The sequence below is a fragment of the Arthrobacter sp. NPDC080086 genome (assembly GCF_040702285.1).
This window is the reverse complement of record NZ_JBFBKP010000061.1, coordinates 1-25,637: the sequence shown is the minus strand read 5'-3', so window position 1 is coordinate 25,637 and position 25,637 is coordinate 1. Positions and strand designations below refer to the sequence as shown.

Annotated in this window: 23 protein-coding genes and 1 tRNA gene; 20 read left to right on the top strand and 4 right to left on the bottom strand. The window is 69.1% G+C overall.

Going from position 1 to position 25,637, the window contains the following annotated elements:
- From AB0305_RS17375 to AB0305_RS17305, 15 genes are all read left to right on the top strand, one after another.
- A partial coding sequence (locus AB0305_RS17375; protein ID WP_366173502.1) for a cytidine deaminase occupies nucleotides 1-326 on the top strand: 326 nt, incomplete at its 5' end.
- Nucleotides 323-1,654 (top strand): thymidine phosphorylase, encoded by a 1,332-nt coding sequence (locus tag AB0305_RS17370; protein WP_364136794.1) that lies wholly within the window; start codon nucleotides 323-325, stop codon nucleotides 1,652-1,654. The genes AB0305_RS17375 and AB0305_RS17370, both read left to right, overlap by 4 nt.
- A gap of 79 nt (nucleotides 1,655-1,733) precedes the next feature.
- A complete protein-coding gene (locus tag AB0305_RS17365) occupies nucleotides 1,734-2,345 on the top strand; it encodes a DedA family protein (RefSeq protein WP_364136796.1) in 612 nt (203 codons plus the stop codon).
- Between the two features lie 165 nt (nucleotides 2,346-2,510).
- A complete protein-coding gene (locus AB0305_RS17360) occupies nucleotides 2,511-3,233 on the top strand; it encodes a DedA family protein (RefSeq protein WP_364136798.1) in 723 nt (240 codons plus the stop codon).
- A gap of 33 nt (nucleotides 3,234-3,266) precedes the next feature.
- Complete coding sequence (locus AB0305_RS17355) at nucleotides 3,267-4,424, top strand: adenosine deaminase (RefSeq protein ID WP_364136800.1); 1,158 nt, start codon at nucleotides 3,267-3,269, stop codon at nucleotides 4,422-4,424.
- Nucleotides 4,425-4,503: 79 nt separating this feature from the next.
- Nucleotides 4,504-5,178, top strand: coding sequence for a MazG nucleotide pyrophosphohydrolase domain-containing protein (locus AB0305_RS17350; RefSeq protein ID WP_364137293.1), 675 nt, complete (start codon nucleotides 4,504-4,506; stop codon nucleotides 5,176-5,178).
- Nucleotides 5,179-5,319: 141 nt separating this feature from the next.
- Nucleotides 5,320-6,600: a phosphopyruvate hydratase gene (gene eno, locus AB0305_RS17345; protein ID WP_364136802.1), complete on the top strand. Its 1,281-nt coding sequence runs from the start codon at nucleotides 5,320-5,322 to the stop codon at nucleotides 6,598-6,600.
- A gap of 122 nt (nucleotides 6,601-6,722) precedes the next feature.
- Complete coding sequence (locus tag AB0305_RS17340; protein ID WP_364136804.1) at nucleotides 6,723-7,439, top strand: septum formation initiator family protein; 717 nt, start codon at nucleotides 6,723-6,725, stop codon at nucleotides 7,437-7,439.
- A gap of 80 nt (nucleotides 7,440-7,519) precedes the next feature.
- Nucleotides 7,520-8,239, top strand: coding sequence for a DUF501 domain-containing protein (locus AB0305_RS17335; RefSeq protein WP_364137295.1), 720 nt, complete (start codon nucleotides 7,520-7,522; stop codon nucleotides 8,237-8,239).
- On the top strand, nucleotides 8,236-9,186 hold the full coding sequence (locus AB0305_RS17330; RefSeq protein WP_364136806.1) for a Ppx/GppA phosphatase family protein: 951 nt from the start codon (nucleotides 8,236-8,238) through the stop codon (nucleotides 9,184-9,186). Before AB0305_RS17335 ends, AB0305_RS17330 begins: the two co-directional genes overlap by 4 nt.
- A gap of 51 nt (nucleotides 9,187-9,237) precedes the next feature.
- On the top strand, nucleotides 9,238-10,617 hold the full coding sequence (locus AB0305_RS17325) for a S8 family serine peptidase (protein ID WP_364136808.1): 1,380 nt from the start codon (nucleotides 9,238-9,240) through the stop codon (nucleotides 10,615-10,617).
- 34 nt (nucleotides 10,618-10,651) lie between these two features.
- Nucleotides 10,652-12,043 (top strand): FAD-dependent oxidoreductase, encoded by a 1,392-nt coding sequence (locus AB0305_RS17320; protein WP_364136810.1) that lies wholly within the window; start codon nucleotides 10,652-10,654, stop codon nucleotides 12,041-12,043.
- Between the two features lie 125 nt (nucleotides 12,044-12,168).
- Complete coding sequence (locus AB0305_RS17315) at nucleotides 12,169-13,146, top strand: ACT domain-containing protein (protein WP_364136812.1); 978 nt, start codon at nucleotides 12,169-12,171, stop codon at nucleotides 13,144-13,146.
- 29 nt (nucleotides 13,147-13,175) lie between these two features.
- Nucleotides 13,176-13,249 (top strand) — tRNA-Leu (locus tag AB0305_RS17310).
- A gap of 267 nt (nucleotides 13,250-13,516) precedes the next feature.
- Nucleotides 13,517-14,878 (top strand): ABC transporter substrate-binding protein, encoded by a 1,362-nt coding sequence (locus AB0305_RS17305; protein ID WP_290258567.1) that lies wholly within the window; start codon nucleotides 13,517-13,519, stop codon nucleotides 14,876-14,878.
- Nucleotides 14,879-15,660: 782 nt separating this feature from the next.
- On the opposite strand, the gene AB0305_RS17300 is transcribed toward AB0305_RS17305, so the two are convergent.
- From AB0305_RS17300 to AB0305_RS17285, 4 genes are read right to left on the bottom strand one after another with little or no spacing between them, the layout of a single operon-like run.
- Entirely contained in the window at nucleotides 15,661-16,434 is a 774-nt protein-coding gene (locus AB0305_RS17300) for an ABC transporter ATP-binding protein (protein ID WP_290258566.1), read from the bottom strand.
- The gene (locus AB0305_RS17295; RefSeq protein WP_364136815.1) at nucleotides 16,431-17,546 is read right to left on the bottom strand and encodes an ABC transporter ATP-binding protein; all 1,116 of its coding nucleotides are present in this window, start codon (nucleotides 17,544-17,546) and stop codon (nucleotides 16,431-16,433) included. Before AB0305_RS17295 ends, AB0305_RS17300 begins: the two co-directional genes overlap by 4 nt.
- Nucleotides 17,543-18,511, bottom strand: coding sequence for a branched-chain amino acid ABC transporter permease (locus tag AB0305_RS17290; protein ID WP_290258564.1), 969 nt, complete (start codon nucleotides 18,509-18,511; stop codon nucleotides 17,543-17,545). Before AB0305_RS17290 ends, AB0305_RS17295 begins: the two co-directional genes overlap by 4 nt.
- Before the next feature lie 9 nt (nucleotides 18,512-18,520).
- Nucleotides 18,521-19,813: a branched-chain amino acid ABC transporter permease gene (locus AB0305_RS17285; protein ID WP_290258563.1), complete on the bottom strand. Its 1,293-nt coding sequence runs from the start codon at nucleotides 19,811-19,813 to the stop codon at nucleotides 18,521-18,523.
- 488 nt (nucleotides 19,814-20,301) lie between these two features.
- Here AB0305_RS17285 and AB0305_RS17280 point away from each other — a divergent pair, with 488 nt between their 5' ends.
- The 5 genes from AB0305_RS17280 to AB0305_RS17260 form a co-directional block, all read left to right on the top strand.
- Complete coding sequence (locus AB0305_RS17280; protein WP_364136817.1) at nucleotides 20,302-21,243, top strand: Bax inhibitor-1/YccA family protein; 942 nt, start codon at nucleotides 20,302-20,304, stop codon at nucleotides 21,241-21,243.
- Nucleotides 21,244-21,391: 148 nt separating this feature from the next.
- A complete protein-coding gene (locus AB0305_RS17275; protein ID WP_364136819.1) occupies nucleotides 21,392-22,387 on the top strand; it encodes an aldose 1-epimerase family protein in 996 nt (331 codons plus the stop codon).
- Between the two features lie 38 nt (nucleotides 22,388-22,425).
- Nucleotides 22,426-23,793 (top strand): AI-2E family transporter, encoded by a 1,368-nt coding sequence (locus tag AB0305_RS17270; protein WP_364136821.1) that lies wholly within the window; start codon nucleotides 22,426-22,428, stop codon nucleotides 23,791-23,793.
- Nucleotides 23,794-23,796: 3 nt separating this feature from the next.
- Complete coding sequence (gene ilvA, locus AB0305_RS17265; protein WP_290258559.1) at nucleotides 23,797-25,035, top strand: threonine ammonia-lyase; 1,239 nt, start codon at nucleotides 23,797-23,799, stop codon at nucleotides 25,033-25,035.
- A gap of 9 nt (nucleotides 25,036-25,044) precedes the next feature.
- The coding region (locus AB0305_RS17260; protein WP_366173494.1) for a rhomboid family intramembrane serine protease at nucleotides 25,045-25,637 on the top strand (593 nt) is incomplete at its 3' end.

The window sequence follows — 25,637 nt, the reverse complement described above, 5'->3', positions numbered from 1 at the left end:
CGTCCTTCCCGGTAGGGGCCGCCGCCCTCACCGCGGACGGTCGGATTGTCAGCGGCTGCAACGTCGAAAACGCCAGTTACGGCCTCACCCTCTGCGCCGAGTGCACCCTGGTGGGCAACCTGCAGATGACAGGTGGCGGAACGCTGCGCGCCTTCTACTGCGTCGACGCGCACGGCACCGTCCTGATGCCGTGCGGCCGCTGCCGCCAGTTGCTCTACGAATTCCGCGCCCCGGACATGGAACTCATGACCACCCAGGGCATCAAGACGATGGACCAGGTGCTGCCCGACGCCTTTGGCCCCCAACATCTGGAGGAAACCCGATGACCCCGTCCACCCACTCTTCCGCTAACACGGAATCCTTCGACGCCGTCGACATCATCCGCACCAAGCGGGACAAGGGCACGCTCAGCGCCGCCCAGATCGACTGGACCATCGACGCGTACACCCGCGGCGCCATCGCCGACGAGCAGATGGCCGCCCTGAACATGGCCATCCTGCTCAACGGCATGGACCGTGCGGAGATCTCCCGCTGGACCGCGGCGATGATCGCCTCCGGCGAGCGGATGGACTTCTCCAGCCTGCGCCGGCCCGACGGCGGCGTGAAGGCCACCTCGGACAAGCACTCCACCGGCGGCGTGGGGGACAAGATCACCCTCCCGCTGGCGCCCCTGGTGGCCGTCTTCGGCGTCGCCGTCCCGCAGCTCTCCGGCCGCGGCCTGGGCCACACCGGCGGCACCTTGGACAAGCTCGAGGCGATCCCGGGCTGGCGGGCCAACCTCAGCAACGAGGAAATGCTCGCCCAGCTGCAGGACGTGGGCGCGGTCATCTGCGCCGCCGGCGCCGGCCTGGCCCCGGCGGACAAGAAGCTTTACGCCTTGCGCGACGTCACCGGAACGGTCGAGGCGATCCCGCTGATCGCGTCCTCGATCATGAGTAAGAAGATCGCCGAGGGCACCGGCTCCCTGGTCCTGGACGTCAAGGTGGGCAGCGGCGCGTTCATGAAGGACGAGACGCGCGCCCGGGAGCTGGCCGAGACCATGGTGGCCCTGGGCAAGGACGCGGGCGTCAACACCGTGGCCCTGCTCACCAACATGAACACCCCGCTGGGCCTGACCGCCGGCAACGCGATCGAGGTCGAGGAGTCCGTGGAGGTGCTCGCCGGCGGCGGTCCCGAGGACGTCGTCGAACTCACCGTCCGGCTGGCCGAGGAGATGCTGGCCTGCGCCGGCGTCCACGACGCCGACCCGCGGGCCGCGCTCAAGGACGGCCGCGCCATGGACGTCTGGAACCGGATGATCGAGGCGCAGGGTGGCGACCCGCGCGCGGCGCTGCCGGTGGCCAAGGAATCCGAAACCATCTACGCCCAGGCCGACGGCGTGCTGGTGGAACTCGACGCTATGGCCGTCGGCGTCGCGGCCTGGCGCCTGGGCGCCGGTCGCGCCCGCAAGGAGGACCAGGTCCAGGCCGGCGCCGGCGTGCGGATGCACGCCAAGCCCGGCGCTACTGTGCGGGCCGGCGAGCCGCTGATGACGCTGCTGACCGACACCCCGGAGAAGTTCGACCGGGCCAAGGAAGCACTGGAGCACGCCGCCGTGATTGCCCCCGAGGGATCCCGTCCGGCCCAGCAGTTGATCATCGACCGCATCGCCTAAGACCACCGCGGGGACCCGGCAGTACACTGGCTGCACAGCAGTCCGGGAGAAACCGGGTCCCGCCGTGCGTTAGGAAACCGTGCAGGCAATTAACGACTTCATCCTGGCAGCCGCGGGCCAGCCGTGGGTTCTCATCCTGGTGTTCGCCTGCTGCCTCGTCGACGGGTTCTTCCCGCCGGTGCCGAGCGAGTCCGTGGTGGTGGGCCTGGCCGCCGTCACCGCCAGCGCCGGCGTTCCCAACCCGGTCCTGCTGCTCGCCGTGGCCGCCGCCGGGGCCTTCGCCGGAGACAACATCGCCTATGCGATCGGCCGTTCTGCCGGGACCGACCGCTGGCGCTGGATGCGGGGCTACCGGACCCAGCGGGCGCTGGCCTGGGCCGGCCGGGAGCTGAGGAAACGGCCCGCATCGCTGATCATGGTGGCCCGCTTCATCCCCATCGGCCGAGTTGCCGTCAACCTCACCGCCGGGGCAACCGGCTATTCCCGGCCCCAGTTCGTCGGCCTCACCGCGCTCTCCGCGGTCCTATGGGGCGCGTACTCGGTGGGCATTGGACTGTTCTTCGGCCAATGGTTCGATCACAACCACCTGCTTGCCGCCACCATCGCCATCATCTGCGCGGTCCTGCTCGGCATCGCCGTGGACCTGGTCCTGAACCGGCTGCGCCGGGGAAGCCCGATGAAGGCGCCGTGACGACCCCGCGCACCGCCGTGACCTCGCCGCGTAGCGCCGGGGGAGCCGGGCATGGGACACTGGGATGCGATGCACATCACCCCGTCGACGACGGCGTGAGACGCCTCCCGTTCCGCACCCTTTCCGTTGTCCGCACCAGTTCAGTTTCCGAGGAGCACAGCCCGCGTGGAGTTCATTAATGAGGCCGTGCTCCATGCCGCCGGCCAATGGTGGATTTACCCCCTCCTGCTGGTCTTCTTCTTTGTCGACGGCTTCGCGATGGTGGTGCCCAGCGAGACCCTGATCGTGGCCCTCGCCGCGTACTCACGGCACAGCGGTGAGCCCAACCTCTGGATCCTCGGCCTGACGGCCCTGGTCGGCGCGATCGCCGGCGACAACATGGCCTACCTGCTGGGAAGCCGGATCGGGCTGGAACGCTTCCGCTGGATGCGCAAGCCCAAGGTGCAGCGCGTCTTCGCCTGGGCCCGGTACGAGCTCGAGAAGCGCGGCGCCGTGCTGATCTTCACCGCCCGCTACATTCCCTGGGGACGCGTCGCGGTCAACTACGTCGCCGGCACCACGGGATTCCCGCACCGCCGCTTCTTCCTGCTCGACGCCTTCGCCTGCTTGACCTGGGTGGTGTACTCGCTGGGCATCGGCCTCCTGGCCAGCTCGTTCCCGTGGCTGCACCACAACCCGCTGCTCAGCGCCGGGATCGCCGTCGTCTTCGCGATCGTGCTCGGCGTTGTCGTGGACCACGCGCTGCGCTGGTGGCACAAGCGCCTGGGCCGCCGCGACGAGGCCGCCGGCGAGGCTGCACCGGAGTCCGCTCACGGGAGCGCGCCGGAGCCCGCCCACGAGGCCGTGGCCCCGGCCCGGCACACGCCAAGCGACGCCTCGCGGAAGTAGCGCCGCGGCGCCGTCCGACCCTATGGTGGGAGCGTGACTGAGACTATTGCTGACGAAGCCCCTGACCTCGAGTTCGACCTGAAGGTCCTGCCGAAGGTTTCCCTCCACGACCACCTGGACGGCGGACTGCGTCCGGCCACCATCATCGACCTGGCCGCCGAGGTCGGGCACACCCTGCCGTCCACCGATCCCGTGGCGCTGGGGGAGTGGTTCCGGGAGTCCGCCGACTCCGGTTCGCTCGTCCGCTACCTCGAGACCTTCGACCACACCATCGCCGTGATGCAGACGAAGGAGGGCCTCTTCCGGGTCGCCAAGGAATTCGTCGAGGACCTGGCCGACGACGGCGTCGTCTACGGCGAGGTGCGCTGGGCACCCGAGCAGCACCTGCAGCGGGGACTGACCCTGGACGAGGTCGTCGAGGCGGTCCAGGCCGGGCTCGACGCCGGCGTCGAGGCCGTCTCCGAAACCGGCCGCGAGATTCAGGTGGGTCAGCTGATCACCGCCATGCGCCACGCCGACCGCAGCCAGGAAATCGCCGAACTCGCCGTCCGCCACCGCCACCAGGGCGCCGTCGGCTTCGACATCGCCGGCGCCGAGGACGGCTTCCTGCCCTCCCGGTTCAAGGACGCCTTCACCTACCTGGCCCAGCACAACTTCCCGGCCACCGTGCACGCCGGCGAGGCCGCCGGCCTGGAAAGCATCCAGTCCGCCCTGGTGGACGGCCGCGCCCTCCGCCTGGGCCACGGCGTCCGGATCGCCGAGGACGTCAGCATCGAATTCGAGGAAGCGGAGGCCGACGGGACCGAGGGCGACGAGGTTCCCGACACCATCGGCATGGTCACCCTCGGCGACCTCGCCGGCTGGGTCCGGGACCGGGGCATCGCCCTGGAAATCTGCCCGTCCTCCAACCTGCAGACCGGCGCCATCTCCGGCTTCGGCGAGGGCATCGAGAGCCACCCCGTGGACATGCTCTACCAGCTGGGCTTCAACGTCACCATCAACACCGATAACCGGCTGATGAGCGGCGTGACCCTCACCGACGAGTTCGAACTGCTGGTGGAAACCTTCGACTACGACCTCGACGACCTGCTGGAACTCACCCTCAACGCCGCCGAGGCCGCCTTCCTCCCGCTGGAGGAGAAGGAAGCCCTGGTCGAGTACATCAACGAGGCCTACGCCGACCTTGGCTAGCAACCCCGAGGCCGCTCCTTCCGGGGCAGTGGATGCGCTCCTGGACGTGATCGCCCAGCTACGACTCCACTGCCCCTGGATGGGCGCCCTCACCCACGACTCCCTCGTGGAGTACCTCCTCGAGGAGGCCTTCGAGACGGCGGAAACCATCGAGGGCGGGCACGGCGACGCCGAACTCCGCGCCGAGCTGGGCGACGTGCTGCTCCAGGTGGTGCTGCACGCCCGGCTGGCCGAGGAACGCGGCGCCTTCGACTTCGTCGACGTCGCCCGCGGCCTGCGCGAGAAGATGATCCGCCGCAACCCGCACGTCTTCCGTCCCGACGGCACCCTCCACGAGACCTTCCCCGCCACGGTGGAGGAGATCGTGCAGACCTGGGACGCGGTGAAGCGGGCGGAGAAGTCCGGGCTCGGCCATGCCTTCGACGGCGTCCCGGCTGCGCTGCCCGCCCTGGCCCGGACACAGAAGCTGCTCGACCGCGCGGAGCGGGCCGGCCTGCCCGCCCGGCCGGCCGCCGTCGTGCCCGCGGTCGTGCCCGAACCAGGCGGAACCCGGGCCGGAACCGAACCCGCGCCCGATCCGCACACCGAGGAGGAGCTGGGCGAGGCCCTGTTCGCCATGGTGGCCGCCGCCCGGGCCCGGGGGCTGGACGCCGAACGGGCGCTCCGGGCCGCCAACCGCCGCTTCCAGGCCGCCGCCGCGGGCGGGACCGCACCCCCGGATCCCGCCGCCGGGGCACCCCGTCCCGGGACGTAGCCGGGACTTAATAACTTTCCGTAACCCCGGCCCCTCTGGACTAGGCTAGGGGGTGACGAGGACGTCCACGATGGCTTGACCACCCCTGAGTTTCCAGCAGTCAGATACCCAACACACCGCTTCACCCAAAGGAGCATTTCCATGGCGCTTATCGATGCCATCCACGCCCGCGAGATCCTCGATTCCCGCGGCAACCCGACCGTAGAAGTTGAAGTCCTGCTCTCCGACGGCCAGATCGGCCGCGCGGCGGTTCCCTCCGGCGCCTCCACCGGCGAGCACGAGGCGGTGGAACTGCGCGACGGCGACAAGGGCCGCTACCTCGGCAAGGGTGTCCAGAAGGCCGTCGACGCCGTCATCGACCAGATCGCCCCGGCCCTGATCGGCTTCGACGCCACGGACCAGCGCAGCATCGACCAGGCCATGATCGACCTCGACGGCACCGCCAACAAGGGCAAGCTCGGCGCCAACGCCATCCTGGGCGTCTCCCTGGCCGTGGCCAACGCCGCCGCCGCCTCCGCAGACCTGCCGCTGTACAAGTACCTGGGCGGCCCGAACGCCCACGTCCTGCCCGTACCGCTGATGAACATCCTCAACGGCGGCTCGCACGCCGACTCCGACGTCGACATCCAGGAATTCATGGTTGTCCCGCTGGGCGCCGAGACCTTCTCCGAGGGCCTCCGCTGGGGCGTCGAGGTCTACCACGCGCTCAAGGCCGTGCTGCAGTCCAAGGGCCTGGCCACCGGCCTGGGCGACGAGGGCGGCTTCGCCCCGAACCTGCCCTCCAACCGCGCCGCCCTGGACCTGATCCAGGAAGCCATCAAGAACGCCGGGTACACCCCCGGCAAGGACGTGGCCCTGGCCCTGGACGTCGCCTCCTCCGAGTTCTTCAAGAACGGCTCCTACGAGTTCGAGGGCAAGACCCTGAGCTCCGCCGAAATGAGCGCCTACTACGCCGAACTGGTCGCCGACTACCCGCTGGTCTCCATCGAAGACCCGCTGGACGAGAACGACTGGGAGGGCTGGAAGACCCTCACCGACAGCATCGGGGACAAGGTCCAGATCGTCGGCGACGACCTCTTCGTCACCAACCCGGAGCGCCTGCAGACCGGCATCGACGCCAAGACCGCCAACTCCCTGCTGGTCAAGGTCAACCAGATCGGTTCGTTGACCGAGACCCTGGACGCCGTCTCCCTGGCCCAGCGCAACGGGTACACCACCATCACCTCCCACCGCTCCGGCGAGACCGAGGACACCACCATCGCGGACATCGCCGTGGCCACCAACGCCGGCCAGATCAAGACCGGCGCCCCGGCCCGCTCCGAGCGCGTCGCCAAGTACAACCAGCTCCTGCGCATCGAGGAGGAGCTGGACGACGCCGCACGCTACGCCGGCCGCAGCGCCTTCCCGCGTTTCAAGGGCTAGTACCCGCAATAACCAGTGACCGGTGGCTATGGTGGAAAGAACCATGGCCACCGGTTCTGTTTTGGCCGGCCGGAGCTGGCCCCCGGTCCGGCCAATGTGCCGGCCAGTTGTGAAGGAGTGACATGGCAACCCGCCGTCCCAAAGTTCCCAGGGCAGCCGCGCCGGCAGCTACTGCACCGGCCGCCGGCCGGGGGGAGCCCGACGGCGGCGACGTGATCCGGGCCGACTTCGGCGGATCCCGCCAGGCCCACGCCCCGTCGCAGGTCCCCGGACCGGGCACCAGCCGCACCGCACACCCCGCCCCGGGCCGGACCGCCAACGGCGCCACCGCAGCCGCGACTCCGGGCGCCCCCGCGTCCCGCCCCGCTGCCGGCACCCCCAAGGGCGCGTCCGGCACGACGCCGGGAAGCAAGCCCGTCGTCGAGCGCGTCACGGACAGCACCGACCCCGTCCCCGCCAAGGCCTTCTCCGGCCGGATGCTGGCGCTGGCCCTGGTCATGGTGGCCATCACCATCCTGCTGGCCCCCACGGTCAAGATCTTCCTCGAGAAGCGCTCCGAAATCGCCGGCCTCCAGGCGGACATCACCGCCAGCCAGGCCAAGCAGGCGGACCTGAAGCGGCAGATTTCACGCTGGCAGGACCCCAACTTCGTCAAACAGCAGGCCCGCGACCGGATTAACATGGTTATGCCCGGCGAAACCGGGTACTGGGTGTTCGGCAGCGACATTCCCGCCGACACCCCGGCCACCGGCGCCGCCGCGACCAGCGGCGACAGCCAGGAAACCCTGCCGTGGGTGGACTCCCTCTGGGAATCCATCCGCCGATCAGCAACAGACTAAAAGCGGCGCCCGCCGCCGGAGCACCGGACCCGGTCCTCCCAACAGGGCAGGAAGGTGCCGCACCCGTGGACCAGAACCGAGTGGACGCCCCCCAGTCCGGAACCGGCGGCCCCGCCGCGGACCACCGCACCCCGACGGCCCGGGACCTCGACGTCCTCAGCCGCCAGCTGGGCCGGCCGGTGCGCGACGTCGTCGAGATCCCCGCCCGCTGCGTCTGCGGCAACCCGCTGGTCGCTGCGACCTCCCCGCGGCTGAGCAACGGCACCCCGTTCCCCACCACCTTCTACCTGACGCACCCGGTTATCACCTCGGCCGTGTCCCGGCTCGAAGCCGCCGGCCTGATGAACGAGATGAACGACCGGCTCGTCGAAGACGCAGAGCTCGCGGACCGGTACCGCTCCGCCCACGAGGCCTACCTTCAGTCCCGCGCCGAGATCGGCGAACGTTCGGGCACCGGCCCGGTCCCCGAGATCGACGGCGTCTCCGCCGGCGGGATGCCCACCCGGGTTAAATGCCTGCACGTCCTGGTGGGCCACTCCCTGGCCGCCGGTCCCGGCGTCAACCCCCTCGGCGACGAGGCCATCGACGCGATCGCCGAATGGTGGACGCGGGACCGCTGCTACTGCGACGGTGCCTGGGACACCGCCGGCGAGGCCCCCAGCCGGGACCTGAGCCGCCACGGCCCGCAGGGCCTGCCCGATATCGTCGGCCGGCCGGCACCCGTGCGCAGGAACCGGGCCGAAAGCTCCGACGCGTCCGCAGCCTCTGCAGCCGGCACGACCGACGGGGCGGCCCAGTGAGCCGCGTCGCCGCCATCGACTGCGGCACCAACTCCATCCGCCTGCTGATCGCCGACGTCGACACTACCGATCCGGCCGCGCCCAAGCTCACTGACGTCGTGCGTGAGATGCGCGTGGTCCGGCTGGGCCAGGGCGTCGACGCCACGGGGGAGTTCGCGCCCGAGGCCCTCGAGCGCACCCTCGCCGCCACCGCCGACTACGCCGGGCTGATCCGCCGGCACGACGCCGCGAGCGTGCGCTTCGTCGCCACCTCGGCCACCCGCGACGCCCGCAACCGCCAGGTCTTCATCGACGGCGTCCGCGAACTCCTCGGCGTCGAGCCCGAGGTCATCTCCGGCGACGAGGAGGCTGCGCTGTCCTTCGCCGGCGCCAGCAGTGTCCTGCCCTTCCGCGGGACCGACCCCGTCCTCGTCGTCGACCTCGGCGGCGGCAGTACCGAATTCGTCCTCGGCAACGCCGACGGCGTCATCGCCGCCCGCTCGGTCGACGTCGGCTGCGTCCGGATGACCGAGCGGCACCTCAAAGCCGACCCGCCCACCGCGGACCAGGTCGCCGCCGCCACCGCCGACGTCGACGCTGCCATCGACGAGGCCGCCCGGACCGTGCCGCTGGAACGGGCCACCGCCCTGATCGGCGTCGCGGGCTCCGTCACCACCATCACCGCCCACGCCCTGAAGCTGCCGGAATACTCCGCGGACGCCATCCACGCCACCGAACTGGGACTGGACGCCGTGCGCGCCGCATGCACCTCGCTGCTGGACATGCCGCGGGAGAACCGGGCCGCGCTGCCCTATATGCACCCGGGCCGCGTGGACGTGATCGGCGCCGGCGGACTCGTGTGGCGCCGGATTGCCGAACGGATGGCGGAGGCCACCGGCGGCGTCATCACCACGGCCGTGACCAGCGAACACGATATTCTTGACGGAATTGCCCTGAGCATCAGCTAGCGCCGTGCGCCACGCTGCGGCTCCGGCAGTCGAAGCGCCGATTGGACCCGAATGACCAGAGCACCAGCCCGGCTGAGCCGGACCGTCTCAGCCCTGATTGCCGTGGCCCTCGCCGGCGCCAGTGCCGCAGCCACCCTGACGGTGGCCCCGGCCGCCGTAGCCGACAGCACGCGGGATAAGGAATACTGGCTCGCCGAATCCGGCATCACCAAGGCCTGGGAGGTCTCCAAGGGCGCCGGCGTGAAGGTGGCCGTGATCGACAGCGGCGTGGACGGCAAGCACGCCGACCTCGCCGGCGCGCTGGCCGGCGGAACGGACATCTCCGGTGCAGGGGCGCCCGACGGGCAGAAAAGCATCGGGGCCAAGCCCGAACACGGCACCTTGGTGGCCACGATGCTCGCCGGCCGCGGCCACCAGCCTGCCCCGGCCACCGACGCGCCCTCGCCCAGCCCGAGTCCCACCGCCTCCGGGCCGGGACCGGACGGGATCGTCGGCGTCGCACCCGAGGCCCAGATCCTCTCCGTCTCCACCTGGCTCGGCTCGGCCAACCCCGGCGGCAAGAGCGACCAGGACCAGATCCCGGCCGCCGTGCGCTGGGCCGTGGACAACGGTGCCCGAGTCATCAACATCTCCCTCGGCAGCACCTCTCCGGAGTGGCCGCAGAGCTGGGACGCGGCGTTCCTCTACGCCGAACAAAAGGACGTCGTCATCGTCGCGGCGGCCGGCAACCGCGTGGGCGGCAACGTCCAGGTCGGCGCCCCTGCCACGATTCCCGGTGTGCTGACAGTGGCCGGACTGGACCGGAAGGGCGCCGCCAGCATCGACTCCTCCTCCCAGGGCATCAGCATCGGCGTCGCCGCCCCGGCCGAGAACCTCATTGGTGGGCTGCCCGGCGGCGGCTACGCCGAGTGGGCCGGAACCTCCGGTGCCACCCCGATCGTCGCCGGCGTCGCCGCCCTGATCCGCTCCAAATGGCCGGACATGACCGCCAGCCAGGTGATCAACCGGATCGTCAGCACCGCCAAGGACTCCGGCGCCCCCGGCAAGGACCCGCTCTACGGCTACGGGGTGCTCAATGCCGAGGCGGCGTTGAAGGCTGACGTCCCAGAAACCACGGTGAACCCGCTGGGCACCATTTCCGACTGGATCCGCGTGCACCGGCGGGGCATTCCGGCGACTTCGGCGCCGGCCGCCGCGCCCCCGCCCTCCAGCGCCGCGCCGGCCCTGCCGGAGCCCTCGGTCCCGGTGGCCCAGGCGCCGTCCCCGGCGGATACCGCCGTGCCCGCGCTGGTGGTCCTGGGCTTCGGCGGATTGATCGTCTGCATCATCGCCGGGGCGGCCATCCAGCTCCGCCGGGCGGTTCGGGGGAGCGCCCCGGAGGCCGCCGCCACGGTCCCGGAGCCGGACGACGTCACAGCCCCGAATAGTTAGTGAAGGTTTTCACAAAGTGCGGTATTCTGGACCCATGGCATCCACTCCTCAGCTCCAGGACCGTCCCAGGGTACTCGTCGTCGGCGGCGGGTACGTCGGCCTGTACGTAGCCCTCAAACTGCAGAAGAAGATCGCAAACGCCGGTGGCATTGTCACCGTCGTCGACCCGCTGCCCTACATGACCTACCAGCCGTTCCTGCCTGAGGTTGCCGGCGGCAACATCGAGGCACGCCACGCGGTCGTTTCGCACCGCCGGCACCTGACCCAGACCGAGCTCATCGAGGGCCGCGTCCTCTCGATCGACCACGCCAACCGCACCGCCGTGGTCGCCCCGGCCGACGGCGGCGAGAACTTCGAGATCCCGTACTTCGACGTCGTCCTGGCCGCCGGCGCCATCACCCGCACCTTCCCGATCAAGGGCCTCGCGGACAAGGGCATCGGCCTGAAGACCATCGAGGAAGCCGTCGCCCTGCGCAACAGCGTCCTCGAGCGGATCGAGACCGGCTCCCTGATGACCGACCCGGTCGAGCGCGCCCGCGCCCTGACATTCGTCGTCGTCGGCGGCGGCTTCGCCGGCATCGAGTGCATCACCGAAATGGAAGACCTGGCCCGTGCCGCGGTCAAGAAGAACCCGCGCGTCAAGCAGGAAGAAATCCGCTTCGTGCTGGTCGAGGCCATGGGCCGCATCATGCCCGAGGTCACCGCCCAGCAGGCCGAGTGGGTCGTCGAGCACCTGCGCAGCCGCGGCATCGAGGTGCTGCTGAACACCTCGCTGGACAACGCCGAGGGTGCCATCAAGCTGATCAACCTGCCGGACAAGACCCCCGCACAGGAGTTCGAGTCGGACACCCTCGTCTGGACCGCCGGTGTGCAGGCCAACCCGATGGTCCGCTCCACCGACTTCCCGCTCGAGCCCCGCGGCCGCGTGCGCGTCCTCCCGGACCTGCGCATCGCCGGCGACGAAGGCATCATCGAGAACGCCTGGGCCGCCGGTGACGTCGCGGCCGTGCCCGACCTCACGGGCAAGGGCCTCCCGGACGGCACCTGCGTCCCCAACGCCCAGCACGCGCTGCGCCAGGCCAAGCGCCTCGCCAAGAACCTGTGGGCCTCCCGCTGGGGCAAGGAACTCAAGGACTACAAGCACAAGAACCTGGGCGCCGTCGCCGGCTTCGGCGAATGGAAGGGCGTCGCGAACATCAACCTGATCGGCCGCATCGGCCTCAAGGGCCCGCTGGCCTGGCTCGCCCACCGCGGCTACCACGGCCTGGCAATGCCCACGGTCGAGCGCAAGATCCGCGTGATCTCCGGCTGGTTCTGGCAGCTCTTCCTAGGCCGCGACACCACCCAGCTGATGGACCTGGACAACCCGCGCGGCGCGTTCGTCGCCGCGGCCACCCCGGCCCCCAAGCCGGCGGACGCCAAGTAGTCCACCCGCAGTCACCACGACGGCGGCCGTTCCCCACGCAGGGGAGCGGCCGCCGTCGTCGTTGTACCGCTTGTGGCGGACGCACTCCTGGCCCCGGGCCCTGGTAGCGTGCCTAGACTGGGGCCATGACCCCGGCCGAGAAAGACCTGCATGCCCTGCTCGCCTCGATGCATCCGGCGGTCCGCGAAGGCGAGTATGTCTACGTCCGCTGGCCCGAGGGCAGGCCGCTGAGCGGCCACATCGCCGCCGCCGTCCGCGAGGCCGACGGGCTCACCGTGGTGCTGCCCCGCGCCGACGCCGACGCCCAGGACCTGCCCTATGACCATGCGGCGGCCTGGATCACCGCCCAGGTCCCCTCCGCGGACGGGGCCGCCGGCCTGACCGCCGCCATCAGTGCCGCCCTGGCCGAGGCGAAGATCGGCGTCAAAGTCCTGGCCGGTTTCCACCACGATCACCTGCTCGTCCCGGTCCCCGACGCCGAACGTGCCCTTGAGGTGCTCCACGAACTGTCCGCCGCCAACCGGTCCGCCAGCGGCGGCACCCCGGCCCCGGAACCGCGGCTGGTGCTGCGCGACGAGCATCCGGGGGACCGCCCGGCCCTGCTCGAGCTGACCCGCGCGGCGTTCGCGATCTCCCCGGTCACCGGGGAGCCGGTCGAGGGCGAACCCGAGGAGGTGGGGCTGCTGGCGGCCCTCTTCGAGTGCGGGGAGTACCTGCCGGCGTTCAGCGTTGTCGCCGAGCTCGACGGCGAGATCGTGGGCCACGTGATCAGCACCCGCGGCCGGGTGGGGGAGCTGGAGCTGCTGGGGCTCGGCCCGCTGGGGGTGACGCCGCGGCTGCAGCGGCACGGCATCGGCTCGGCCCTGATGAAGGAGACCATCAGCCGGGCCAACGCCGCGGGGGAGCGGGGCATCGCCCTCCTCGGCAGCCCGGACTACTATGCTCGGTTTGGCTTCGTTCCCTCCACCTCCCTCGGAGTGCAGGCGCCGGACCCGGCGTGGGGCGAGTACTTCCAGCTGCTGCCGCTGGCGCTCTGGCCCGGGGGAGTGAACGGCACCTTCCGGTACGCGGCGCCCTTCGACGCCGACGGTGGCCACGGCTGAGGGGTGCCGGCACGATACGATTGTCCGGCGCCCCAGTAGCCCAATTGGCAGAGGCATCGGACTTAAAATCCGCGTGTTGTGGGTTCGAGTCCCACCTGGGGTACAACGTCGCCGCCCCGGCCCTTCCTTTGTGAAGGGCCGGGGCGGTTTTGTGTCATCCGGGTGCGTCCTCTCGGGTGCTCTTTGCGGCCCGGGGAGGGGTTTGGGGGCGGTTTGGGGGCCTGATTCCCCCTAGGCAACGAGTGTTATAAGGATGTGACCGTAGTCACTTATTTTCGGGCTGAAATTGCACTAGCTTGAAGCTAAATCAGGAACACCTGATCTTTCGCGTCAAAGGCCGTTCGCACCTTTCGATCGAGGAGACCTCTCTATGACTTCACTCCCCCAGGCGGCGCCGCGCATTGCCAAGCTCACCGCGCTTAGCATCGGCGTCGCCCTTCTGGCTACGGCTTGTGGCGGTTCGTCCACGCCCTCGTCCAGCGGCTCCGGCTCGGCTTCGGCCTCCAGCCAGGCCGGCGGCATTTCCTGCCCGGCTCCCAGCGCCTCCGCAGCTGCCAGCAGCTCGGCCAGCGCCGCAGGCTCCGTGCCCGCTTCCTCGACCACCACGGATACCCCGCTGAAGATCGGTTCGCTGCTGCCGACCACCGGTTCGCTCGCCTTCCTTGGCCCGCCGGAAATCGCCGGCGTCAACCTCGGCATCAAGGAAATCAACGATGCCGGCGGCGTCCTGGGCAAGCCGGTCGAGGTCATCCACCGCGACTCCGGCGACACCAAGACCGACATCGCCACGCAGTCCACCACCGCGCTCCTCGGCCAGGGTGTCAGCGCCATCATCGGCGCCGCCTCCTCCGGTGTCTCCAAGACCGTGATCAACCAGATCACCGGCGCGGGCGTCATCCAGTTCTCCCCGGCCAACACCTCGCCGGACTTCACCACCTGGGACGACAAGGGCCTCTACTGGCGCACCGCTCCCTCCGACGTCCTGCAGGGCAAGGTCCTGGGCAACTACATGACCACCTGTGGCGCCCAGACCGTCGGCATGATCGTCCTCAACGACGCCTACGGCACCGGCCTGGCCAAGAACATCCAGTCCGCAGTTGAGGCCGCCGGCGGCAAGGTTGTGGCGCAGGAACTCTTCAACGAGGGTGACTCGCAGTTCAGCAGCCAGGTGGACAAGGTCCTCGCCGCCAAGCCGGACGCGATCGCACTGATCACCTTCGACCAGGCCAAGAGCATCGTTCCGCTGATCACCGGCAAGGGCGTCAAGCCCACGCAGATCTTCATGGTGGACGGCAACATGTCCGACTACAGCAAGGACTTCAAGGCAGGCACCCTCAAGGGCGCCCAGGGCACCATCCCCGGTACCTTCGCCAAGGATGACTTCAAGAAGAAGCTGCTCGGCATCGACCCGGCGCTGAAGGATTACAGCTACGCAGGCGAGTCCTACGACGCCGTGAACCTGATCGCCCTGGCCGCGGAGGAAGCCAAGAGCACCAAGGGCACGGAGATCGCCAAGCACCTCAAGGACGTCTCCGAAGGCGGCGAGAAGTGCAACAGCTTCGCCACCTGCGTCACCCTGCTCCGCAACGGCAAGGACATCGACTACGACGGCCAGTCCGGCCCCGTAACGTTTTCCGACGCCGGTGACCCGACGGAAGCCTACATCGGCATTTACGAGTACCAGGATGACAACAGCTACAAGCCCGTCAAGGAAGAGTTCGGCAAGCTCTAAGCCCCGCCTCTGACTGACATACAGGAAACCCCCGTCCATCTGGGCGGGGGTTTCCTGCGTCTGCGGGTACTGCCTGGACTCTCCGCAGGGGTTCCGGATTTGCGCTGCGGTTCCGGACTCGGGCACGCCGGGTCCGGGGTGCGCAGGTCCGATTCCGCCGCGGAATCCTCGACGCCGGGCGGAAACATTCGTATGACGCGGTGAAACAGGGAGTGGACCGGCAGGGGCGCCTCAGGCGACGGTCCCGGACTTCCGCTGCGGTTCCGGACATTCGCACGTCGGGTCCCGGGTGCGGAAGTCCGAAACCGGCGCGAAAACTCCACATCGGACGGATACGTGGCGACGGTGGGGTGTCGGGGCCTGTGAAGGCGCGGTGTAGGTGGGAGCAGCGGGGAGTGTCCGCTGCGGTTTCAGACAGGGGCACCGCTGGTCCGGGATGCGGCCGTCCGATTCCCCCGCGGAAACCTCGACGCTGGGCGGAAACGGGCGCGCGGAGGAGGTCCGGGGCCGGTGGGGGTCGGTGGAGGCGGGATCAGCGCGGAGAGTCCACTGCGACCTGAACGGGCGCCTGAGCCGTCACTAAGTAACGTGGGTGCTCCTGCTGAGGCGGCGGTTCCGGACACCCGCGGCGGTTTCGGACGAGGGCACCTCGGGTCCGGGGCGCGGAGGTCTGAAATCGCAGCGGAAACCTCGGCGCCGGGCGGATACAGGCCGCGGGCGCCAAGGCATGCAGAAGGGCCGCCACCGGTGTGGTGACGACCCTTCGGAGGGGGAGCCTGGAACTACTCGACGGTGTCGGCCAGGGTGCCCAGGTAAAGCTGGATGACCTTGGGATCCTTCATCAGCTCCCGGCCGGTGCCGGTGTACGCGTCCTTGCCCTGGTCCAGGACGTAGCCGCGGTCGCAGATCTGCAGGCAGCGGCGGGCATTCTGCTCGACCATGATCACGGAGACGCCGGCCCGGTTGATCTCGTGCACCCGCAGGAAGGTCTCGTCCTGCTTGACGGGGGAGAGGCCGGCCGAGGGCTCATCGAGAAGCAGCACCGCCGGGTCCATCATCAGGGCCCGGCCCATGGCGACCATCTGGCGTTCCCCGCCGGAGAGGGAACCGGCGCGCTGGGCACGCCGCTTCGCCAGTTCCGGGAAGAGGTCCGCGACGAACTCGAACCGCTTGGCGAAGTCCTTGGGCCGCTGGAACATGCCCATCTGCAGGTTCTCTTCGATGGTCAGGGCCGCGAAGACGTTGTTGGTCTGCGGGACGAAACCGACGCCCTTGGTGACCAGCTTGTTCGCCTTCAGCCCGGTGATGTCCTGGCCGCGGACCACCACGGAGCCGGAATGGACCTTGACCAGGCCGAACATGGCCTTGAGCAGGGTCGACTTGCCGGCGCCGTTGGGCCCGATGATGCCGATCAGTTCACCCTTGCGGGCCTCGATGCTGCACCCGTTGAGGATGTTGACGCCCGGGATGTAGCCGGCCACCAGGTTGGTGACCTTGACGACCGAGTCGCCGTCGAATCCGCTCTGCGCGGCGGGGGCGGGGCTCGTGGCGCTCATTCTGCGTCCTTCACTGTGCTGTGCGGCTGTTCGCCATGGTTCGGCTCCTCGGCGCTCCGACGCCCATGCGCCGCACCCGCGGCGGGCGCGGTTCCGGCGTCGGCGGTTTCCGTCGCGATCACATCGGAGGAGATGATGCCGGCGTTCTCGGTGCCGACGATCGATTCGTCGTCGGCCTCGAGCTCGGCGGCGAGCTCCTTGATGCCCTCGGAGTCGCCGAGGTCGACGTCGTGGTGGGCGCCCAGGTAGGCGTCGATCACGGCCGGGTTCTTCATCACCTCGGCGGGCGGGCCCTCGGCGACGATCTTGCCCTCGGCCATGACCACCACCCAGTCGGCGATGTGGCGGACCATGTGCATGTCGTGCTCGACGAACAACACGGTCATGCCCTCGGCCTTGAGGTTCTTGATGTGGTCCAGCAGCGACTGCGTCAGCGCCGGGTTCACGCCTGCCATCGGCTCGTCCAGCATGACCAGCTTGGGCCGGACCATGAGGGAACGGGCCATCTCCAGGAGCTTGCGCTGGCCGCCGGAGAGGGACGCCGCGTAGTCGTCCTTCTTGGCGTCGAGCTTGAACTTCTGCAGCAGCACCTCGGCCTGCTCGGTGATGCGCTTCTCCTCGCCGCCCCAGATTCCCTTGAACAGCGCCTTGTAGAGCTTCTCGCCGGACTGGTTGGAGGCGCCGAGGCGCATGTTCTCCATCACGGTGAGCTTGCCCATGACCTTGGTCAGCTGGAAGGTGCGGACCATGCCCATCCGCGCCACCTTGTAGGAGGAGACGCCGGCCAGGCTGTTGCCCTCGAACTGCCACTTGCCGGTGTTCGGGGTATCGAAACCGGTCAGCAGGTTGAAGAGGGTGGTCTTGCCGGCACCGTTCGGGCCGATCAGGGCGGTGATCTTGTGCCGCGGGATTTCCAGGTATTCGACGTCGACGGCGTTGATGCCGCCGAAGCTGCGGGTGACGTTCTCCGCCACCACGATCGGGTCCCGCTTCTTGCAGCCGGGCGCGATCTCCCCGGCCGCGATCGGACGGGAGTCCGTCATGTAATCGATGGTCTCGGCGTCGGCCGTGGTGCCGGCGCCGGCCTTGGGTTCTTGGCTGTGCATGCTCATGCGAACGCCAGCTCCTTCTTATTGCCAAAGACGCCCTGCGGCCTGAAGATCATCAGCAGCATCAGGGCGATGCCTACCAGGATGTAGCGCAGCTGACCGGCCTGGACCGTGTTCAGCCAGGTGACGGCGCCGGACTCGATCAGTCCGTAGAGCACGCCCTGGGTCAGGGACAGCACCACCCAGAAGATCATGGCGCCGACGACCGGTCCCAACACGGTGCCGAGGCCGCCGAGCAGCAGGCAGGTGTACAGGAAGAACGTCAGCTCGGTGCCGTAGTTGGCCGGCTGCACCGCACCGCGGGGGAGGGTGAAGACCATACCGGCGAGGGCGCCGAGGACGCCGCCGATGACCAGGGCCTGCATCTTGTAGGCGTAGACGTTCTTGCCGAGGGAGCGGACGGCGTTCTCGTCCTCACGGATGCCCTTGAGGACGCGGCCCCACGGGCTGCGCATCAGCAGCCAGACGAGGACGCAGCACACGATCACGAGGGCCCAGCCGGCGACCCGGATGAAGAAGTCGCGGTTGTTCATGCCGAAGTAGGAGCCCTCGGGGAACGGGTTCATGGCGTAGAAGTCGCCCTCGAAGGCGGCCAGGCCGTTGGCCGAACCGGTGACCGAGGTCAGCTGGTTGGTGGTGACGATGTAACGGACGATTTCCGCGGCCGCGATCGTGACGATGGCCAGGTAGTCGGCCCGCAGCCGCAGGGTGGGGATGCCGAGCAGCAGGGCGAAGATCGCCGAGCAGACGACGGCGATCAGCAGGCCCACGAAAAACGGCACGTGGAAGCTCAGGGTGGAGATGGCGAAGCCGTAGGCTCCCACCGCCATGAAGCCGGCCTGGCCGAAGTTCAGCAGGCCCGAGTAGCCGAAGTGCACCGCCAGGCCGAGCGCGGCGAGTGCGTACGCCGCCGTCGTCGGGCTGAAGATTTCCCCGGCAGCGCTGGAAAGAATGAATCCGAAGTCCATGTTTGTCTCCTAACCCACGCGCTCGCGGCGGCCCAGGATGCCCTGGGGCCGGAACAAGAGGACAACGATCATGATGAAGAGGGCTCCCACGTACTTGAGGTCGGCGGCGAGGCCGAACACGGTGGTGAGCTCCACGAAGATACCGACGATGATGGAGCCGAAGAGGGCGCCCCACACGGTGCCGAGGCCGCCCAGGGTGACGCCGGCGAAGATGAGCAGCAGGATCTGGGATCCCATGTCGAACGTGACGCCAGGCCGGTAGTAGGCCCACAGGATGCCGCCAAGGGAGGCCAGCATGCCGCCGGTGACCCAGACGATACGGATCACTGAGTCGACGTCGATGCCGGAGGCCGCGGCAAGGGCGGGGTTGTCGGCCACCGCACGGGTGGCCTTGCCCAGGCGGGTCTTCAGCAGCACGACGCCGAGGACGGCGATGACGATCACGCTGATCAGCAGGGACCAGAGGTTGTTCGGTGAGATGGAGATCGGGCCGATCTGGATCTCGGCGCTCTGCGCGAACGGCAGCTGCTGGGTGGCGCCGCCGAAGTAGAACTGGATGACGTAACGGACCGCCAGGGCCAGCCCGATGCTGACGATCATCATCGGCACCAGGCCGGTCCCGCGGCGCCGCAGCGGCTTCCAGAGACCGGCGTCCTGGACGTAGCCGAAGAGGCCGCCGCCGAGGAGGGCCAGGATGATCGCGAGCCAGAACGGCAGGTTCATGGCGTTGAAGGCGAAGACCAGGACGGCCCCGAGGGTGACCATCTCGCCGTGGGCGAAGTTGGTAAGGCCGGTGGTGCCGAAGATCAGCGACAAGCCAACGGACGCCAGGGCCAGCAGCAGGCCGAAGCTCAGGCCGGCGACGAGGCGGTTGATCAGGTTCTGGCCGAAGTCCTGCTGCTGGACCACGATGCCCTTACCGAAGGCAAAGACCACGGAGAGGTTGGAGGTCTGGCTGAAGGTGACCTTGCGGGGGTTTTCCTGGCCCTCGGCGAGCTTGACGCCCTCCGGCAGGGTCTTGGTGTCCAGCTCGACTTCGTAGGTGCCCTGGGTGGGGACGCCGATGTTCCAGGATCCGTTGGCGGCCGACTTGGTGGTGCCGGTGAAGTTCTCGCCCTTGGCGGTGATGGTGACGCCGGCCAGCGGCGCCCTGTCGTCACCGCGGAGGAAGCCGCTGATGCTGTTCTGGAAGTTGGTGCTCGACGGGGATGGTGTCGGCGATGGGGTCGTGGCCTGCGATGCCGGCGCGACGATGAGCAGAAGGGCTGCGACGGCGGCGAAGACCGCGCCTACAGCTGTCATGATTCTGCCGCGGCGCCGCGGGGGCAGGCCTCGTGTTGTGCTTCTCAAAGGTGAAAACCTCCACGTGGGGATGGTCTGGGTTGCGCCGTTGCAACCGCTGCGAACGTTCGGGGGACGGGTGGAGCCGGTGGTGCGATGCGATGGAGCTGATGGTGAAGCTGGTTGTGATGTCCGTCACCCCGTTGGCCTCATGTTACCGCCCCGGCGGGACGCTAATTGCCGCTCCGAGCAGGTATTACGTCGCGATCACATAACAACCGTGAAGCTGGACGCAGGTATCCAATTAGTTCAGCTAATGAAAACTTTTGTTGATCTCCATGCGTCCTAAACAATCCCCGTGCGGGGCGGGCGGGGGAGGTCACGGTTGGGTTGCGACGCCCGACGGCGGGAACTAACCCTGCCCGCGGGCCGTGGGAATTGGTAGCGTGGAAACTACCGAACTCCACCGCAGTTCATCACTCAACCCCCTTATTTGGAGGACACCAGCAATGGCACTTGGCGGAAATCCGATCTTCAACGGAAAGAACTTCCGTGGAGCCACCCAGGCACCGCCGGCCCCGCAGGCGTACGGCCAGGGTTATGGCCAGAACTACGGCCAGGCACCCTACGGCCAGAACTACGGACAGCCCCAGTACGGGCAGAACCAGTTTGGCCAGCAGGCCGGCTGGAACGCGGGCCAGCAGGCCATGAGCAGCGAGCAGCTGCAGGACCTGTACAACCGCCCTGCCGCCGGGCCCGCTGACGCGGGCCGGATGACGTTCGACGACGTCATCATGAAGACCGCCGCCTGCCTCGCCGCCGTGATCGCCGGCGCCGCCGTGACGCTCGTCGTCGCGCAGGGCCTCGCCTCGATGCTGATGCTGGTCGGCGCGCTGGGCGGATTCGTCCTGGCCCTGATCAACACCTTCAAGAAGCAGCCCTCCCCGGCGCTGATCCTGGCGTATGCCGCCCTCGAAGGCCTGTTCCTCGGCGGCCTGACCCGGATCCTCGACGGCATGTTCCCCGGCGTCGGCCTGCAGGCCGTCATCGGCACCCTCTCCGTCTTCGCCGTGACCCTGGTTCTGTTCAAGAGCGGCAAGGTCCGCGCCACCCCCAGGGCCATGCGCTTCTTTATGATCGCCCTGATCGGCTACGCCGTTTTCGCGCTGATCAACATGGTGATGATGTGGACCGGTGCCGTGCAGTCCCCGTTCGGTCTCCGTACCTCCTTCGAGATTTTCGGCATCCCGCTGGGCGTCTTCATCGGCCTGCTGGCCATCGGCCTGGCCGCGTTCTCGCTGATCATGGACTTCACCAGCATCGAGGCCGGCGTCCGCGCCGGTGCCCCGCAGCGCTTCTCCTGGACCGCCGCCTTCGGCCTGACCGTCACCCTGGTGTGGCTGTACGTGGAGATCATCCGCCTGCTGGCCATCTTGCGCGGCGACGACTGACACGACGCCGGCTTCGGCCGACAGGCTTCAAAGTAGTAGGGAACGGGTCCCGCCTAACGGCGGGGCCCGTTTCGTCTATCAGGGGCTCTATCGCAGCACGGGAAAGGCGCGCTAGGAGGGGAGCCCGCGGGTTGGGTACGGTGGTGCCATGGAACCGACCGCCACCGCTCCCGCCGACACCCCCTCCGCCGCTGACTCCGCCGCAACCGGCCCCGCAGCAACCGACTCCGAGGCCCGCCGCTACGCCACCGGCCGGCAGTATGAACTGCGGCGCGGCGATGCTCTCGCCGTCATCACCGAACTCGCCGGCGGCGTGCGGCTCTACAGCCGTGCGGGCGTGGCACTGACCGAGACCTACGCCGACGACGAGATCGCCCCGGGCGCCGCCGGCATCATGCTCGCCCCGTGGGCCAACCGGATCGAGGACGGGATCTGGTACCTCGACGGCAAGAAACTCCAGCTGGACATCACCGAGGTCGGCTACAACAACGCCAGCCACGGCCTGCTCCGGAACGCCGGCTACGCCTTGGTGGATGAGGATGAATTCTCCGTCACGCTCGAGGCCGCGGTCTTCCCGCAGCACGGCTACCCGTTCCTGCTCCGGCACCGGGTCCGGTACTCCCTCGGCGAGGACCTGGGACTGACCGTCCGGCAGACCCTCATCAACGACGGCCGCGACTCCGCCCCGTTCGTGCTGGGCGCCCACCCCTATCTGCGGATCGGCGACGTGCCCACCGAGGACCTCACCGTCACCGTCTCCGGCGTCACCCGCCTGGTCACCGACGAACGCCAGATCCCGCGCGATACCGAGCCCGTGGCCGGCGACTACGACATTCGCTCCGGGCGCCGCGCCGGAGACCTGGACCTGGACAGCGCCTACACGGACCTGGAGTTCGACGGCGGCGAGGCCGGCAGCACGCTGCACGCCCCCGACGGGCGCAGCGTCACACTCTGGCAGGACGAGCACTGCCGCTACGTCCACGTCTTCGTCACCGACCGGCTGCCCGGGCTGAACCGGGCCGTGGCCCTGGAACCGATGACCGGCCCGGCGAACGCGTACAACAGTGGTGACGGGCTGCGCTGGCTCGCCGCCGGCGAGGAGTTCTCCATGACCTGGGGGATCCGCGCCACGCTGGACGAGTAGCGTTTCCTTTCCTAGGCAAGCTAGGCAATTATGGGGTAATGACGCCAGCTGATGACGCCCGCCCCACCCTGCCGACCGACAGCACCGGTCCCGACGACCGCCCCGGAATCACCCTCCCGGGCTACGCAGATCCCGCACTGTCCGCCGCGCCGGCGGGAGTGCCGATCACGACGGGAACCCCGGGGGAGGGGACCGCCCCGTCCGGAACCGGGCCCCGCGTGCGCACCGACCGCGAACTGGACGAGGACATCCCCTACGGCATCCGGATCGCCGCGTCCTGGGCCTGGCGGGTGGGCCTGATCCTGCTGGTCTCCGGCGCGCTGATCTGGCTGCTGAGCAAGATCAGCTTCCTCATCATCCCGATCATGGTCGCCGCCCTCCTCGCCGGGCTGCTCAGCCCGGTCACCCGCTGGCTCCGGCGGCGCAAGGTCCCCAACGGCCTCGCCGTCGCCATCACCCTCCTGGGCTTCATCGGCGTGATCGCCGGCGCCCTGGCCCTGGTGGGCCGCCAGCTGACCGCCGGCTTCGGCGAACTCTGGGGCCAGGCGCTCACCGGCGTCCAGCAGGTCCAGACCTGGCTCTCCGAGGGGCCGCTGCACTTGACCGCCGCGCAGATCGACACCTACATCGAGGAGGCCACCGCCGCGCTGCAGAAGAACAGCAGCAGCATCGTCAGCGGCGCGCTGACCTTCGGCAGCACCGCCGGCCACTTCGCCGCGGGGATGCTGATCGCCCTCTTCGTCACCATCTTCTTCCTGCTCGAAGGCGAGCGGATCTGGCGGTTCCTGGTCCGGCTGATGCCGCGGAAGGCCCGCCCGGCGGTCAACGGGGCCGGGCGGCGCGGCTGGGGCTCCATGGTCAGCTACACCCGGATCCAGATGTTCGTCGCCTTCGTCGACGCCGTCGGCATCGGCGTCGGCGCCGCGATCATCGGGGTGCCGCTCGCGCTGCCGCTGGGCGTCCTTGTCTTCATCGGCTCCTTCATCCCGGTGGTCGGCGCGCTGGTCACCGGTGCCATAGCCGTGCTGCTGGCCCTGGTGGCCAACGGCCTGGTCAACGCGCTGATCATGATCGGCATCGTGCTGCTGGTCCAGCAGCTGGAGGGACATATCCTGCAGCCGCTGGTGATGGGCAAGGCCGTCTCCCTGCACCCCGTGGCCGTCATCCTCTCCGTCGCCGCCGGTTCCTACCTGGCAGGCATCCCCGGCGCGCTGTTCTCCGTCCCGATCCTCGCCGTAGCAAACTCGGCCGTTCGGTACATCGCGGCCAGAACGTGGGAACATGATGGAGAGCTGGCAGCCGCCAACCAACCGGGCCTTTCCGCCCCGGCCGGAGCCGGCAACACCCCGGGCGACGGGCAGGAAAGCCACCCTCGCGCCGACGCAGGAACCCTAAAAGGAGACTAGTTCGTGAATACCCTCGAGACCCTTCCCGTCACATTGGACGATGTCCTGGAGGCGCAGAAGCTGCTCGACGGGATTATTACCCGCACCCCGGTGGAGTCCTCCCGGGCCCTCGGCGGCCTGGTGGGCGGCGAGGTCTACTTCAAGTGCGAGAACCTGCAGCGTGCCGGTTCGTTCAAGGTCCGCGGCGCCTACGTCCGGATGGCCAAGCTGTCCGCGGCCGAGAAGCAGCGGGGCGTCGTGGCGGCCTCGGCCGGCAACCACGCCCAGGGCGTGGCCGTCGCCGCGAAGGCCCTTGGCATCAAGGCCCGGATCTACATGCCGCTGGGCGTCGCGCTGCCCAAGCTCGCCGCGACCCGCAGCCACGGCGCGGAGGTGGTGCTCCACGGCCACAACGTCGATGAGGCACTCGCCGAGGCCAAGCGCTACGCGGACGAATCGGGCGCCGTGTTCGTGCACCCGTTCGACGACGTCGACGTCGTGGCCGGGCAGGGCACCGTGGGGCTGGAGATCCTCGAACAGATCCCGCACGTGGACACCATCCTGATGGGCGTCGGCGGCGGCGGGCTGCTCGCCGGCGTGGCCGTCGCCGTGAAGGCCCGCGCCAAGGAACTGGGCCGAACCATCCGCATCATCGGCGTGCAGGCCGAGAACGCCGCTGCCTACCCGCCCTCCCTCGCCGCGGACGCCCTGGTGCCGCTGAAACGGGTCTCCACCATGGCGGACGGCATCGCCGTCGGCCGCCCCGGCCAGCTGCCCTTCAGCATCATCCGGGAACTGGTGGACGACGTCGTCACCGTCAGCGAGGACGCCCTCGCCCGGGCCCTGATCTTCCTGCTGGAACGGGCCAAGATGGTCGTCGAACCGGCCGGCGCCGTGGGCGTCGCCGCGCTGATGGAAGGGAAGATCGAGAACCCCGGCACCACCGCCGTCGTGCTCTCCGGCGGCAACATCGACCCTATGCTCATGCTCAAGGTCATCCAGCGCGGCCTCTCCGCCGCCGGCCGGTACATGACCGTGCGGATGATGCTGGACGACCGGCCCGGTTCGCTGGCCACCATCGCCCGGATCATCGCCGAGAACGACGCGAACGTCACCGGCCTGGACCACACCCGGGTGGGCGGATCGATCAGCATGGGCGACGTCTCCATCACGGTCAACCTGGAAACCAAGGGCCACGAGCACGGCGAGCAGGTCCTGGCCGCGCTCCGGGCCGAGGGGTTCCAGCCGATCGTGGTGCACTAGGCAGCCGCCGTGCTGGAAGCGCCCGAGGGGGAGCAGCGCCGGGGCACCACCGCGGCCCGCGCCCGGCAGGGACTGGCGGTGGTGGGGTCCTTCGTGGCGTTCCTCTACGCGGTGGAGTTCGTCAACACCCTGATGCTGCATTCACTAAACCGGGAGTTCGGGCTCCGGCCGCGCACGCCCGAGGGCCTGGTGGACATCCTCACCTTCCCGCTGCTGCACGCCAGCCTGGCCCACCTGTTCTCCAACACCCTGCCGCTGATCATCTTCGGCTTCCTGGTGTTCCTCTCCGGGCTGCGGGTCTTCCTCACCGCGATGGCCTCCAGCTGGCTCGGCTCAGGGCTGACGGTGTGGCTGATCGGCGGCCACAACATCACGGTGGGCGCGTCCGGGCTGGTGTTCGGGCTGTTCGCCTTCCTGCTGGCGCGCGGCTTCCTGAACCGGCACTGGGGACAGATCCTGCTCTCCGTGGTGCTGTTCCTGGCCTACGGCGGCATCCTCTTCGGGGTGCTCCCCACGGTGGCCGGCTACGTCTCCTGGCAGGCGCACCTGGGCGGTGCCGCCGGCGGGGTGGTCGCGGCACTGCTGCTGCGCCGGCGCGCCAC

Bases quoted from the DNA above. Each gene is read 5' to 3' on its own strand.
- AB0305_RS17370 (WP_364136794.1), top strand. From the start codon at position 323: ATGACCCCGTCCACCCACTCTTCCGCTAACACGGAATCCTTCGACGCC.
- AB0305_RS17350 (WP_364137293.1), top strand. From the start codon at position 4,504: ATGGGCGCCCTCACCCACGACTCCCTCGTGGAGTACCTCCTCGAGGAG.
- eno (WP_364136802.1), top strand. From the start codon at position 5,320: ATGGCGCTTATCGATGCCATCCACGCCCGCGAGATCCTCGATTCCCGC.
- AB0305_RS17340 (WP_364136804.1), top strand. From the start codon at position 6,723: ATGGCAACCCGCCGTCCCAAAGTTCCCAGGGCAGCCGCGCCGGCAGCT.
- AB0305_RS17325 (WP_364136808.1), top strand. From the start codon at position 9,238: ATGACCAGAGCACCAGCCCGGCTGAGCCGGACCGTCTCAGCCCTGATT.
- AB0305_RS17320 (WP_364136810.1), top strand. From the start codon at position 10,652: ATGGCATCCACTCCTCAGCTCCAGGACCGTCCCAGGGTACTCGTCGTC.
- AB0305_RS17315 (WP_364136812.1), top strand. From the start codon at position 12,169: ATGACCCCGGCCGAGAAAGACCTGCATGCCCTGCTCGCCTCGATGCAT.
- AB0305_RS17305 (WP_290258567.1), top strand. From the start codon at position 13,517: ATGACTTCACTCCCCCAGGCGGCGCCGCGCATTGCCAAGCTCACCGCG.
- AB0305_RS17300 (WP_290258566.1), bottom strand. From the start codon at position 16,434: ATGAGCGCCACGAGCCCCGCCCCCGCCGCGCAGAGCGGATTCGACGGC.
- AB0305_RS17295 (WP_364136815.1), bottom strand. From the start codon at position 17,546: ATGAGCATGCACAGCCAAGAACCCAAGGCCGGCGCCGGCACCACGGCC.
- AB0305_RS17290 (WP_290258564.1), bottom strand. From the start codon at position 18,511: ATGGACTTCGGATTCATTCTTTCCAGCGCTGCCGGGGAAATCTTCAGC.
- AB0305_RS17285 (WP_290258563.1), bottom strand. From the start codon at position 19,813: ATGACAGCTGTAGGCGCGGTCTTCGCCGCCGTCGCAGCCCTTCTGCTC.
- AB0305_RS17280 (WP_364136817.1), top strand. From the start codon at position 20,302: ATGGCACTTGGCGGAAATCCGATCTTCAACGGAAAGAACTTCCGTGGA.
- AB0305_RS17275 (WP_364136819.1), top strand. From the start codon at position 21,392: ATGGAACCGACCGCCACCGCTCCCGCCGACACCCCCTCCGCCGCTGAC.
- AB0305_RS17270 (WP_364136821.1), top strand. From the start codon at position 22,426: ATGACGCCAGCTGATGACGCCCGCCCCACCCTGCCGACCGACAGCACC.